Consider the following 12,169-nt stretch of genomic DNA (forward strand, 5'->3'; position numbering starts at 1 on the left):
AAGGAGTCAACCCCAGTAGCTTCACGGTGCGGCGAGCGCCTCCGTCGGGGTCAGCCGCGAGGCCCGCACCGCCGGGTAGACCCCCGCCACGACGCCTGTCACCACGGCCGCGCCGAGTCCCGCCAGCACCATCTCGAGGGGGATCACCGCGGGCCAGCGGTGGTAGTAGGCGTACCCGGCGGTCCCGGCCAGCCCGAGCAGGACGCCCGCGACGCCGCCGAGCAGGCACAGCACGACCGACTCGGTGAGGAACTGGGTGCGGATCTGCCCGCGATGAGCGCCGAGAGCGCGGCGCAGACCGATCTCGCGTTTGCGCTCCAGCACCGAGATCACCATGGTGTTCGCGACGCCGATGCCGCCGACCAGCAACGCCACCCCGGCGAGGCCGAGCATCAACGCCGAGAACGTGGTCTCGGTGAGCCGCTTGGCGGTCAGGGCGTCGGACGGGCGGCTGACCCGCACCTGGCTCGGCTGCTGGGGGAACGCGGTCTGCGGCAGCACCGCCCGCACGTCGTCGATCGACGCCTCCTGCGAGCGCAGGTAGAGGACGGTCGGGCGGTGGTCGAACCCGATGTCGCGGGCAGCCTCCCAGCCGACCAGCGCGGCGCGTTCGACCTCCGGCGCGAGCGGGAGCGGGTCGAGGATGCCGACCACGGTGAACCAGCGGTCGTCGATCCGGACCTGGGTGTCCGGTGCGGTGACGCCGAGCCTGGTCGCGGCGACGTCACCGAGCACGACGGCCGGGAACCTCTCGGTGGCCTCGGTGAGGAACGAGCCGGTGCGCACGCTGCCGTTCAAGGTCTTGAGCAGGTTGAGCTTCGTGGCCAGGACGGTCAGGCCGGACGTCTCCGAGTCCGGGATCTGGTCCGAGCGCCGGATCACGGCGTGCGTGTTCGCCACGGCGCTCACGTCGCTCGCCGGGCCGATCCGCTCGACCATCGTGACGGACTCCGGCGGCAGCGAGGCGGGTTCGTTGTTGGCGCCCGTGGCGGCCTCGGCGCGGAGCAGGTTGGTGCCCAGCGCGGAGAACTCCTCCATCAGCGCCGCGTGGCTCGACGCCGGGATGCCCGTCACCACGACCAGGGTCGCGATGCCGATGGAGATGCCCAGCGCGGACAGCACGGCGCGCATCGGCCGGGTCCGCAGGGGAGAGAGGCCGAGCAGGAGGAGGTCCGCTGGACTGAGCCGGGTGGGTTTGACGTCGCGGGGATCGGCGGCGCGGGCGGGCCGGGCCGCGATGTGCACGCTCACACCGTCACCTCCGCCCGGATGCGGCCGTCCCTGATCTCGACCTGGCGGGGCAGCCGGGCCGCCACCTCGCGGTCGTGGGTGATCACGGCGAGGGTCGTGCCCTCGCGGTTCAGGTCGAGCAGCAGGTCCAGCACCGCGCGGCCGGTCGCCGTGTCCAGCGCGCCGGTCGGTTCGTCGGCCAGCACGAGGGCCGGGCGGTTGACCACGGCGCGGGCGATGGCGACGCGTTGGCGTTCACCGCCGGACAGTTCGTGCGGGCGGTGCCTCAGCCGGTGACCGAGGCCCACGCGGGTGAGCGCCTCGGCGGCCATGGCGGCTCGCCACTTTCGCGGGGTGCCCGCGTAGAGCAGACCCGTGGCGACGTTGTCGATCGCGGTGAGGCCGTCGGCCAGGTGGAACTGCTGGAAGACGAACCCGATCCGGCGGCCGCGCAACGCCGAGAGCTGCCGGTCGGACAGGGTGGCGATGTCGTGGCCGTCGAGCATCACCGAGCCGCTGGACGGCCGGTCGAGCGTGCCCAGGAGGTTCAGCAGCGTCGACTTGCCAGAGCCGGACGGGCCGACGATGGCCACCGCCTCGCCCTCGTGCAGCGTCAGCGAAACGCCGTCCAACGCCCGCACGCCACCCGCGTACTCCTTGACGGCGTCGACGATCTGCAGGACCGGCGTCATGACGTCGTCACCACCCGCAGTCCTTCGGAGACGCCGTCGCCGCTGATCTCCACGAGCCCGCCGGCGAACAGGCCGGTCTTCACCGCGACCAGGCCGCCCTTCTCGGTCTGCACCGCGTAACCGCCCTCGCGCAACGCCAGCAGGGCGGTCACCGGCACGGCCAGCACGCCCTGCCGCGCGGTGCTGGTCAGGCGGACGCGGACCGGGCCGGAGTCGAACTCGCCGACCTCGGTGTCGAGGCCGATGTCCACGGCGACCACCGGGGTCTCCTCGCCGTTGGCGTTCTTCTCGGCCTTGACCTCGGTGCTGACCGAACGGACGGTGCCCGCGGTCTCCTTGCCGTCCGGCAGGACCACGGTGACCTTCGTGTCCTTCTTGAACACTTCGGCCTGCCGGGCGTCGATCGACGCGTCCACGGCCTTGCCGGTGGCGGTCACGGTCATCAGCGGGCCCTCGCCGGACGCGGCCGGCTTCGCCGTGACGGCCTCGACCCTGACCTCGCCGGGGACGACCACGATCTCGCCGGGGTCGAGCACGCCGCTCTGGTCGACCTTCTCGGCCTTCTGCCAGCGCTTGACCGCGTCGATCGTGGCCTGGGTCAGCTCGTCCCCGGCGCCACCGAGCTGGTAGCCCAGCGCGCCGAGGTTGTCCTTGACGATCTTCACGTCCGGGCCCTTGATGCCCGCCTTGTCGAGCTTGCGCCACAACGGGGTGTCGCCGAAGAACAGCCACACCGGGCGGTTGTCCACTTTGTACACCGCGGCGCCGCGGCCGAGGGCCGTGCCGGGGGCGGGCAGCCAGGTGAGCGTGCCCGCCAGCTTGCCGGTCACCTCGCTCGACGCGCCGAACCCCAGGCTCGCCTTGAACTCGCGCACGTCGGTCAGGTCGGTCCTCACCACGGCGACCGTCCTCGGCGCGGGCGGCTGCGCGGTCTGGGCGGGGGCGCGCCGGGTCAGCGTGAGCGCTAACACACCTCCTGCCAGCACCAGGACGACGACCCCGGCGATGATCCACCGCTTCACTTGCGTCCTCCGCCGAACACTTCCTGCTCGCAGTCCTTCTCGACCTTGCGCTGCTGGTCCTGGGGAAGGGTCTGCTCGCCGTCGTAGGTCCAGCTGCCGGGCTCGGTCTCGATGACCTTCATGCCGCGGCTGTTGAGGCACTGGACGTTCTTGTGCCAGTTGTCCTTGAACGTCGGGTTGTCGGAGTCCATCTCCCACGGCGGCAACGGCCACTTCTTCGCGCAGGCCTTCTTGGCCTCATCGCTGAAGACCCTGCGCTTCCCGTCCGTCCCGGCCGGGCCGGCACCGGTGCCCGTCGCGTTCGGGTCCTTCTCGGCCAGGCACGCGTTGTACGCGTCGAACAGCCGTTGCTTCTCCTCTTCCGTCATGTCCATCCGCAGGCGGGGCTGGTCGCCGTCGGACGGCGCCGTGACGGCGGTCGACGGCGCGCCCGCGCCGGTGGACTCCAAGGACGCGACGTTCGACGACGGCGGCGTGGCCTGGCCGCACGCGGACAGGACCAGCACGGCGGCGGCGATCAACAGCCTGGGGTTCATGGCGGCGATGCTGCCGGGCCGTTGTGAGGAAGATGTGCGCTCAGCGTGCCGGAAGGGTGATCGTGAACGTGGTGCCGCGGCCTAGTTCGCTCTCCACCGCGATGGTGCCGTGGTGAGCGCTCACGATCGCGTGCGCGATGGCGAGGCCGAGCCCGCTGCCGCCGGTGTCGCGGGTGCGGGAGCGGTCCGCGCGCCAGAACCTGTCGAACACGTGCGGCAGGTCCTCGGCCGAGATGCCGGAACCGGTGTCGGTCACCTGGATCCGGCCGCCGGACGAGACGATGCGGACCGTCCCGCCGGAAGGCGTGTAGCGCAGGGCGTTCGTGACGAGGTTGGTCAGCACCTGCCGCAGCCGCACGGGATCGGCGACCACGACACCGCCGCCCTCCACGACCAGGCCGGGGTGCGCGGCGGCCAGCTGCTCGAACAGCTCCCGCAGGTCGACCGGCTCGGGGTGCAGGCGCAGCTCACCGGCTTCGGCCTGGGCGAGGTCCTGCAGGTCGTCGATCAGCCGTTGCAGCACCAGGGCCTCGTCCAGCAACGCGGCCAGCGTCGGGCGGTCCAGCTCGACCACGCCGTCGCGCGCGCCTTCGAGCCAGCTGCGGATCGTGCCGAGCGGGTTGCGCAGCTCGTGCGAGATGTCGCTGGTCATCGCCTTGCGCTGGGCGTCGGTGCGGGCGCGGTGCGCCGCCATGTCGTTGAACGCCCGCGCGAGCTGGCCGATCTCGCTGCGCGACCGGATGTCGACCTGGGCGTCGTCGCCGTGCCGCAACCGCTCGGCGGCGGCTGTGAGCGTGCGCAACGGCCGGGTCATCCGCAGTCCGACGAGCACGCTCACCCCGACCGTCAGGATCAGCACGACGGCCGCGACCAGCACGATCCGGCCGACGTCGAACCGCACGACGGTCGCCTGGGTGGTCCGGCCGGCGGCATCGGTGACGAACAGCAACGCGGGCGGTGCCACGTACGGCCGGAGCTGGGTGCGGCGGGCACTGGCCATGCACTCGGCGTTGGTCGCGACGGGCTCCCACACCGCGTTCATCTTGATCTGCTCGGGTGGCAGGCCGCGCTGCCGCAGGCATTCGTCGACGAGCACGTTCAGGTCGTTGAACGCGGCCGACTCGCCCAGGGTGAGGGTCGTCAGCCGGTTCTCGACCTCGTCGCAGGCGGGCGCGGCCGGGGCGGAGATCACCCTGTTCACGTTCACGATCGGACGTCCCCAGGCCGTCGTCCTCAGCTCCTCCTCCGGGACGGCCTCCTGCGCGCTGCGGCAGCGGGAGTTGTAGGCGCGCGCGTCCTCGGCGAGGCTCGCCTTCTCCCGGTCGGTGAGGTGGAACGGCCCGGCGATCCTGCGGTCGATCCGGTCGGCGGGGACGTCCGCGGTCTGCGCGATGTCCAGCTCCAGCGGGTTGATCACCGTCGTCGGCGCGGCCGGCAGCTGGCTCGGGTCGAGGCCGGTGCCGGTGTCCGCGAGCACCCTGCGTTCGGGGGTGGTGAGGATCAGCCTGGCCTTGCCGGGTTCGAGTGCGACGCCGTTCCAGTCGCGGTGCTCGACCGCGTACGTGACGAGCTTCTGGTACGTGGCGGCGTCGCCCGCGAGCGAGTTGCCGAGCTCCTGCTTGATGGACGTCGACGTGCTCTGCGCGGCGAGCCACGCGGTGGCCGTGATCGAGCAGATCGCGACGAGCACCGACGCGGCCAGCAGCCGCGCGAGAACGCTATGCACCAGAGCCGTCCACCAGCTTGTAGCCGACGCCGTGCACGGTCAGCAGGTAGGCGGGCTTGCGCGGCTGGACCTCGATCTTCTTGCGCAGGTTCATGATGTGCGCGTCGATCGTGCGGGCCGTGATGTACCCGTCGAGCCCGTGCACGGCGCTGAGCAGCTGCGCGCGGCTGAACACCCGGCCGGGGCTCGCCGCCATCGTGTGCAGGATGCGGAACTCCGACGCGGTGCAGTCGGTGATCTCGCCGCGCACCCGCACCTCGTGCCGGTCGGGGTCGATCGAGAGCTCGCCCAGCGCCAGGTCGTTCGTGGACGTTCGCTGGACGCGGCGCAGCAACGTGCGCACCCGCGCCACCAGCTCGCGCGGGCTGTACGGCTTGGTGACGTAGTCGTCCGCGCCGAGGTCGAGGCCGTGCAGCAGATCGTCCTCAGTGGACTTCGCGGTGAGCATCAGCACCGGGATGTCGGTCTCGTTGCGCAACGTGCGCACGACTTCCAGCCCGTCGATCTTCGGCATCATCACGTCGAGGACGAGCAGGTCCGGCGGGTTGCGGCGGACCTCGTCGAGCGCTGCGGACCCGTCGTGCACGATCCGCACCTGGTAGCCCTCCTGGCGCAGGTACCGCCCGAGCATGTCGGCCTGCATCACGTTGTCCTCGGCCACCAGCACGCACATGCCCATGCGTCGCAAGATAGTCACTCCCGGCGCCGCCGCACGGGATGAGGACCTCTTCCGAACAGGATGCTCACAACTCGCTGTCACGGTCGGCGCCATGCGAATGCTGAGCGTGGTCGTGTTGCTGCTCCTCGGGGTGCCGGGCGTGGCGGCGGCATCCCCTCCCGACTCCGACGTGGTCGTGCACGACCTCGACACCAGCGGCGTGGCGGACTACTGGACCCCGGAACGCGTCGCGGCGATGCCGACCGGGCCGTCCGCACCGCCCGGAACGCCGCCCGTGGACGACCCGACCGGCGCCCCGGCGGAGAACAGGGCCGTCGGGCGCCTGTTCTTCGTCGACCGCGACGGCGAGGACTCCAGCTGCACGGCGACCCTCGTGGTGAGCGCCAACAGGCGCACCGCGGTGACCGGCGGGCACTGCGTCCACACCGCGAACCTGGCGGGCTTCGACCCGAAGTGGCACTCGAAGATGCTGTTCGTGCCGGGCTTCCGCGACGGCGCACGGCCGTTCGGGCAGTACGTGGTGCGCAGGGCGATCGTCAACAGGACCTGGATCGCCGACGACCAGCGGTCCGAGTTCGACCAGGCGTTCGTCGTGCTCGACCGGCCGTCCAACGTGAGCGTGAACATCGCGTTCGACCGGCCCGGCGACCGGTTCGCGCGGGAGTACGGCTACCCGCGGGCCGCGCACCAGCCCGGCCACCAGGGCAGGCCGGAGTTCACCGGGCAGCGGCTCGCGCAGTGCTGGGGCAAGGCGGTGCGCAACCCCGGCAGTCCCGACTTCCCCGAGGAGAACATGTGGGGCGTGCCGTGCGACATGGGCGGCGGGGCCAGCGGCGGGCCGAGGATCAGCGGGGACGCCGTGGTGGGCGTGAACATCCAGAGCTTCAACCAGGACGCTGACGGCCGGTGGTGCCCGATCGGGGAGTGCGTGCGGCACCTCGGTGGGGCGCGGTTCACGGGGAAGGTGACGCGGCCGCTCTACCAGCGGGCGCAGTTCAGCTGACTCGCCGGAGCGGAGCCGGCGACCCCTCGCACGCCGGCTCCGCGAGATCGACGGTGCGACGGTCCGGTTGGCCGGCGGTAAATCCACATCGGACAGGACCCGTCAGAGCCGGTCCACGAACTCGACCGCGGCGGGCCCGTCGGGCCCCTCGACCAGCACCGGCCCGGACACGACCACCCGCGCCGGTCGTCCGTCCAGCAGGCCGAGGTACTGGCCGTCCGGCGGCACCGCGGTCCCCGGCGGCGCCGCGAGCACACCGCCCGACAGCACGCCCTCCACCCGGTGCGGACGCCCCAGCACCGCGTTGGCAGCGCTCACATCGCCGCACCGCACCAGTTCCCGCACCCGAGTCGACGAACACCCGTCCACCAGGTCGACCCCGAGAGCCTCCAGCCCCAGCTCCCGCAACGTCTCCACGTTTCCTGCGCCGCGATGCCCGAACGTGAAGTTCGCCCCGACCACCACGGCCTCCGCGTGCAACGCCGAGACCAGCACGTCCGACACGAACGCGGCCGGCGACAACGCGGCGAACCGGCGCGTGAACGGCAACACCAGGATCGCCTCGACGCCGAGCGAGTGCCCGAGCTCGGCCCGCCGGTCCACCGTGCTCAACGCCGCCGTGTCGCGCGGCAACCCCAGCACGGCCGCCGGATGCGGGTCGAACGTCACCAGCACCACCGGCCGAGCACCGGCCAGCGAGCGGGCGGCGGCGATCAGGTGAGCGTGCCCGCGGTGCACACCGTCGAACACCCCGATCGTCACCACGCACCCTGGCCAGTCCGCCGGAACGTCCGCGAGCGAACGCCACACCAGGCCTTCCCGCACCGCTGTCATGGTTGCGCCGCCAGGTCTGAGGGATGTGTCGCGAGTGGAGTCACCTGGACGTTCATGAACTCCCACAACGGCAACGACGACAGGAACGCGTGCAGCTCGTCGTGCGTCGGCACGTCGAAGACGCTGATGTTGCTGTACTGCCCGACCACCCGCCACAGGTGCGGCCACACGCCCATCCGCTGCAGTTCCAGCGCCCGTTCGCGTTCGGCGCGCACCAGCTCGGCACGGCGTTGCGGGTCCATGTCGTGGGGCAGGGAAACGTCCATCCGCACGTGGAAGAGCACGGTCACCTCCGGGTGAAGGCCGCGACGGCCGCCGGGTCCAGCTCGACGCCGAGCCCGGGGCCGACCGGCAGGTGCAGGTCGCCGCCGTCGTAACGCAGCGGTGTGGCCAGCAGCTCCTCGCGCATGAGCAACGGCCCGAACAGCTCGCTGCCCCACGTCACCGCCGGCGAGGCGCAGGCGAGGTGCAGCGACGCCGCCGTGCCGACCGGGCTCTCGATCGAGGTGCCGCCGTGGCACGGAATACCCGCCGCGGCCGCGATCGAAGCTATCGCCGCCGTGGCCCGCAGCCCGCCGGACTTGGTCGTCTTCACCGAGTACACGTCCGCCGCCCGCATCCCCGCCAGCCGCAACGCATCCGAGGGCGTGCGCAACGACTCGTCCGCCATCACCGGGATCGGCAGCGCGTGGTTGATCTCCGCGAGCCACTCGACCTCCGCGCCCGGCACCGGCTGCTCGACCAGCTCCACCCCGGCGTCGGCCAGCACCGGCAGGTACCGCAACGACGTCAGCCGGTCCCAGCGCGCGTTCAGGTCGACCCGCACGCCCGCCACGCCGGCCAGCTTCTCGGCGATCGCACACACCCGCCGCACGTCGTCGGCCGGGTCCTGCGCGCCCATCTTGAGCTTGAAGCTGCGATGCCCGAGGTCGAGCCTCGCCATCGCCTCCTCGATCACGACCGGCGCGGGTTCCGTGCCGAGCGCCCACGTCACCGGGATCGACGTCCGCGCCAGCCCGCCGAGCAACGTGTGCACCGGCACGCCCAACGACCGCGCCCACGCGTCGTGCAACGCGACCTCGACGGCGGCTTTGGCATAGAGGTTGGCGTTCACGACGTCGTTGACCGCCTGCAGAATGCCCGCGATGTCGTCGACTCGGCGGCCCAGCAGCAGCGGGGCGACGTACCGGTCGATGACGACCTTCATCGTCTCGACCGACTCGCCGCCCCACCACGGCCCGCCCGGCACGACTCCCTCGCCGAGGCCGACCGCCCCGCCCGCGGTCCGGACGTGGACGAGCAGCACGGGCTGCGCGTCCATCCCGGTGCGGGCGAAGCGGTGCGGCCGGACGAGCGGGACGTCCAGCAGGACGGTGTCCACGCCGTCGATCAGCAAGTCGTTCATGCCTGCTCGAGCACGAAGTCGTACGAAACGCGCTGGTCGACCGGCGTCAGCACGAGCTCGGGCTTCACCGCTTCGGCCACGTCGTCGTCGACGTACTGACCACCGGCGAAGTAGAGCTGCGTGGTGATCGGCCGATGTCCGGCCGCGCGCACGATGAGGTGCAGGTGGGCGGGCCGCCACGGGTGCCAGCCCGCCGCGTCGATCATCCGCCCGGTCGGCCCGTCCGTCGGGATCTGGTACGGCGCGGGCTGCACGGTGGTGATCTCGAACCGCCCGTCGTCGTCGCACGTCACGACGCCGCGCAGGTTGCCGGACGGGATGTTCGGCGCGAAGCCCGAGTAGTAGCCGAGCGAGTCGGCGTGCCAGATGTCGAGCTCGGCACCGGCCAGCGGGTTCCCGCCGAGGTCCGTGACGCGCCCGGAGAAGACCAGCGGCGCGCCCGCCTCGTCCGCACGGTGGGGCAACGTGCAGACGGACGGCAGCGCGACCTGGTCCGGCAGGTAGTACGGCCCGAGGATGCTGCCCTTGGTGCCGTCCTGCGTGCGGGCCGCGACCTCCTCGACGGCGTGCTCCACGAACACGTCCAGGAACAACGGCCACTCGCCGCCCTCGCCGAGGTCCATCAGCCACTGCTTCGCGGCCTGGAACTCGGGGTAGGTGACGTCGTGGGCGCGGATCGCCGAGTGCACGCCCTGCAGCACGGCGGTGACCACAGTGGACACCCGCTCGGGCGGGACGGCGGCACCTTCTCGGACCGTGGAACGGAAGTTGGCGCTCGCGGAGGCGCCGGAGTCGGCGGCGGTGGGGGAGTGCACGGCAGTCATCGGGAGGGTCACCTTCCGTTCAGCGTGGTGGCGCCGGGGTTGAAGAGGTCGGGAACGGTCCAGCCGTTCAGGTCGTACTCGGCCATGCACTGCTCGGCGAAGCCCTTCATGGAATCAGCCATGCCGGACTGCTGCGCGGCGAACAGCATCTCCGCGCGCACGCCCTCGTGGTTGCCCGAGTAGTTGCGCTCGTACAGCTCGTGCCGGCCGCCGAACTCGCTGCCGATCGAGTCCCAGATGAGCTTCATCAGCTTCACCCGCTCGACGGCGTCCATGCCGTCCGAGCCGCGCACGTACTTGTCGAGGTACGGCCGCGTCTCACCGGACATGAAGTCCTTCGCCGACGACGGCAGGTAGATCAGCGCGGAACCCATGTCCTGCATGATGATCTCGCGGATGCGCGGGTAGCCGACGGTCATGAACCACCGGTAGGCGAGGCCGAAGTCGAGGTGCGGCAGCACCGCACCGTCCACCCACTCGTCCGGCCGCGCGCACATCGCCTCGGACAGGGCGTGGAACAGGTTGCGCCACCCGATGACCTCACCGACGCGCGTCTGGATGCCCCGGAAGTCCTTGACCCCGGTGGCTTCCACGCCCTTCAGCAGCAGCCCGGCGATGAAGTCGAGCTTCACCGACAGCCGCGTGACGCCGTGGAACGTGAAGCGGTGCAGGAACCCGGAACCGGGGAAGAACGTGCTGGCCTTCTCGGCGTCGCCGTAGATGAAGACGTTCTCCCACGGGATCTTCACCCGGTCCAGCACGAAGATCGTGTCGTTCTCGTCGAACCGCGACGACAGCGGGTAGTCGAACGGCCCGGTGGTGCGGTCCACGTTGTAGGCGTAGGAGTTGCGGCAGATCAGCTTCATGCCCGGCGCGCCCATCGGCACCGTGCACACCAGCGCGAACTCGCGCTTCTTGATCGGCAGGCCGTAGTGCGCGATGAAGTTGTAGTTCGTGATCGCCGACCCGGTGGCCACGACCTTGGCGCCGGACACGATCAGGCCGTCGTCGCGCTCCTCCTCGACGTGCATGAACACGTCGCTGACCTCGTCGGGGTTGCGGTTGCGGTCGACCGGCGGGTTGATGATCGCGTGGTTCCAGTACAGGACCTTCTCCTGCGACTCCTGGTACCAGCGCCGGGCGTTGTCCGCGAACGGGTTGTAGAAGTCGGCGTTCGCGCCGAGAGTCCCGAGGAACGCGGCCTTGTAGTCAGGACTGCGGCCCATCCAGCCGTAGGTCATCCGCGCCCACTCCGCGATGGCGGCGCGGTCGGCGTACAGGTCGGCGCTGCTGCGGGGCGTGCGGAAGAACGGGTGCGTGAAGCCGCTGCTGCCGGTGTCGGTCGGCGCGGTCAGCACGGCCTGCTTGTCCGGGTCGTGCAACGCGTCGTACAGGCGCGCGGTCATCCGGACGGAGTTGCGGAACGCCGGGTGCGTCGTGACGTCGCCGACCTTCTCGCCGCCGAGGAAGATCTCGCGTCCGTCCCGAATGGACTCGATGTACTCCTCGCCGGTCATCGGCCGGGTCGTGCGTTGCTGTTGCTGCGTGGTCATGCCTAACCCTTCAGCGTTGAAGTGGTTCGCAGTGGGGCGAAGCCGGAGCCGAACCACCCGATGTCGGGGCAGTCGACCGAGCTCATCCAGTGATCCGCGGTGCGGTCCGCGATCTCGCGGAAGGCACCACCGAAGAACAGCAACGGATCGGCGTCGCTGGTGCTGAGGTGCGCGACCTCACCGATGACGATCAGGTGGTCACCACCGTCGTACGTGCGCCACGGCAGACAGGAGATGGTCGCGGCGTTGCCGAGCAGAACGGGGGCGGTCGGCCCGTCCGCCCAGCGCGGCGCGGGCCCCTGGGGGCGGCCCGCGAAGGTCCACGCCGCGTCGAGCTGGCCCGCGGCGAGGACGTTGACGGCGAACGGCTTGCCGTCGAGGAAGCGGCAGGCCTTGGCCTTGCGCGTGAGCGTGACCTGGCACAGCGCCGGTTCCAGCGAGACGGCCGTGAAGGCGTTGACGGTCGCGCCGTGCGGCTCTCCGTCGTCGTTGCGGCAGGTCACGACCGTGACACCGGTGGCGAACCTGCCGAACCCGTTGCGGATTGTGCGGTGATCCAGAGTCATCTCCCGCTCCTCCTGTACGCTATGCGTACAACATGTACGCTTTGCGGTTACATGAGGGTGCACCGACGTCGCGGCCGTGTCAACGGGTGGCCGTGCGGA

General features: G+C 71.0%; 13 protein-coding genes. 1 reads left to right on the forward strand and 12 read right to left on the reverse strand.

Annotated features, from left to right (window positions below; all coding sequences use genetic code 11):
* Positions 1–21: 21 nt before the first annotated feature.
* Genes ACQEU1_RS43870 through ACQEU1_RS43895 form a run of 6 tightly spaced genes read right to left on the reverse strand, consistent with a single transcriptional unit; the run spans position 22 to position 5,879 of the window.
* The gene (locus ACQEU1_RS43870; RefSeq protein ID WP_433216414.1) at positions 22–1,251 is read right to left on the reverse strand and encodes an ABC transporter permease; all 1,230 of its coding nucleotides are present in this window, start codon (positions 1,249–1,251) and stop codon (positions 22–24) included.
* Complete coding sequence (locus ACQEU1_RS43875) at positions 1,248–1,922, reverse strand: ABC transporter ATP-binding protein (protein ID WP_433216417.1); 675 nt, start codon at positions 1,920–1,922, stop codon at positions 1,248–1,250. The genes ACQEU1_RS43870 and ACQEU1_RS43875 overlap by 4 nt, the downstream gene beginning before the upstream one ends.
* The gene (locus ACQEU1_RS43880; RefSeq protein WP_433216420.1) at positions 1,919–2,944 is read right to left on the reverse strand and encodes a peptidoglycan-binding protein; all 1,026 of its coding nucleotides are present in this window, start codon (positions 2,942–2,944) and stop codon (positions 1,919–1,921) included. The genes ACQEU1_RS43875 and ACQEU1_RS43880 overlap by 4 nt, the downstream gene beginning before the upstream one ends.
* Entirely contained in the window at positions 2,941–3,480 is a 540-nt protein-coding gene (locus tag ACQEU1_RS43885; RefSeq protein WP_433216423.1) for a hypothetical protein, read from the reverse strand. Before ACQEU1_RS43885 ends, ACQEU1_RS43880 begins: the two co-directional genes overlap by 4 nt.
* Positions 3,481–3,520: 40 nt before the next feature.
* Positions 3,521–5,206 (reverse strand): sensor histidine kinase, encoded by a 1,686-nt coding sequence (locus ACQEU1_RS43890; RefSeq protein ID WP_433216426.1) that lies wholly within the window; start codon positions 5,204–5,206, stop codon positions 3,521–3,523.
* Positions 5,199–5,879, reverse strand: a complete 681-nt coding sequence (locus tag ACQEU1_RS43895; protein ID WP_433217086.1) for a response regulator transcription factor — start codon at positions 5,877–5,879, stop codon at positions 5,199–5,201. The genes ACQEU1_RS43890 and ACQEU1_RS43895 overlap by 8 nt, the downstream gene beginning before the upstream one ends.
* 97 nt (positions 5,880–5,976) lie before the next feature.
* Between ACQEU1_RS43895 and ACQEU1_RS43900 the strand changes: the two genes are divergently transcribed.
* A complete protein-coding gene (locus ACQEU1_RS43900) occupies positions 5,977–6,888 on the forward strand; it encodes a trypsin-like serine peptidase (protein WP_433216429.1) in 912 nt (303 codons plus the stop codon).
* Between the two features lie 102 nt (positions 6,889–6,990).
* Here the strand turns inward: ACQEU1_RS43900 and ACQEU1_RS43905 are convergent, their stop codons facing one another.
* From ACQEU1_RS43905 to ACQEU1_RS43930, 6 genes are read right to left on the reverse strand one after another with little or no spacing between them, the layout of a single operon-like run.
* Entirely contained in the window at positions 6,991–7,713 is a 723-nt protein-coding gene (locus ACQEU1_RS43905; protein ID WP_433216432.1) for an adenylyltransferase/cytidyltransferase family protein, read from the reverse strand.
* 5 nt (positions 7,714–7,718) lie between these two features.
* A complete protein-coding gene (gene catC / locus ACQEU1_RS43910) occupies positions 7,719–8,006 on the reverse strand; it encodes a muconolactone Delta-isomerase (RefSeq protein ID WP_382438407.1) in 288 nt (95 codons plus the stop codon).
* Positions 8,007–8,008: 2 nt separating this feature from the next.
* Positions 8,009–9,127 carry a muconate/chloromuconate family cycloisomerase gene (locus ACQEU1_RS43915; protein WP_433216436.1) on the reverse strand — a complete coding sequence of 373 codons (1,119 nt, stop codon included), beginning with the start codon at positions 9,125–9,127 and terminating at the stop codon, positions 8,009–8,011.
* Positions 9,124–9,951 carry a dioxygenase gene (locus ACQEU1_RS43920; RefSeq protein WP_433216439.1) on the reverse strand — a complete coding sequence of 276 codons (828 nt, stop codon included), beginning with the start codon at positions 9,949–9,951 and terminating at the stop codon, positions 9,124–9,126. The genes ACQEU1_RS43915 and ACQEU1_RS43920 overlap by 4 nt, the downstream gene beginning before the upstream one ends.
* Before the next feature lie 8 nt (positions 9,952–9,959).
* Positions 9,960–11,504, reverse strand: a complete 1,545-nt coding sequence (locus ACQEU1_RS43925) for a 4-hydroxyphenylacetate 3-hydroxylase family protein (RefSeq protein WP_433216442.1) — start codon at positions 11,502–11,504, stop codon at positions 9,960–9,962.
* 2 nt (positions 11,505–11,506) lie between these two features.
* Positions 11,507–12,070: a flavin reductase family protein gene (locus tag ACQEU1_RS43930; protein WP_433216445.1), complete on the reverse strand. Its 564-nt coding sequence runs from the start codon at positions 12,068–12,070 to the stop codon at positions 11,507–11,509.
* Positions 12,071–12,169 lie beyond the last annotated feature (99 nt).

The organism is Lentzea sp. CA-135723 (assembly GCF_050936595.1).
Lineage (GTDB): Bacteria > Actinomycetota > Actinomycetes > Mycobacteriales > Pseudonocardiaceae > Lentzea.

What these genes read in the sequence shown, in the direction of transcription:
- ACQEU1_RS43875 (WP_433216417.1), bottom strand. Translation starts at nt 1,922, where the DNA reads ATGACGCCGGTCCTGCAGATCGTCGACGCCGTCAAGGAGTACGCGGGT.
- ACQEU1_RS43895 (WP_433217086.1), bottom strand. Translation starts at nt 5,879, where the DNA reads ATGTGCGTGCTGGTGGCCGAGGACAACGTGATGCAGGCCGACATGCTC.
- ACQEU1_RS43930 (WP_433216445.1), bottom strand. Translation starts at nt 12,070, where the DNA reads ATGACTCTGGATCACCGCACAATCCGCAACGGGTTCGGCAGGTTCGCC.
- ACQEU1_RS43915 (WP_433216436.1), bottom strand. Translation starts at nt 9,127, where the DNA reads ATGAACGACTTGCTGATCGACGGCGTGGACACCGTCCTGCTGGACGTC.
- ACQEU1_RS43885 (WP_433216423.1), bottom strand. Translation starts at nt 3,480, where the DNA reads ATGAACCCCAGGCTGTTGATCGCCGCCGCCGTGCTGGTCCTGTCCGCG.
- ACQEU1_RS43925 (WP_433216442.1), bottom strand. Translation starts at nt 11,504, where the DNA reads ATGACCACGCAGCAACAGCAACGCACGACCCGGCCGATGACCGGCGAG.
- ACQEU1_RS43920 (WP_433216439.1), bottom strand. Translation starts at nt 9,951, where the DNA reads ATGACTGCCGTGCACTCCCCCACCGCCGCCGACTCCGGCGCCTCCGCG.
- ACQEU1_RS43900 (WP_433216429.1), top strand. Translation starts at nt 5,977, where the DNA reads ATGCGAATGCTGAGCGTGGTCGTGTTGCTGCTCCTCGGGGTGCCGGGC.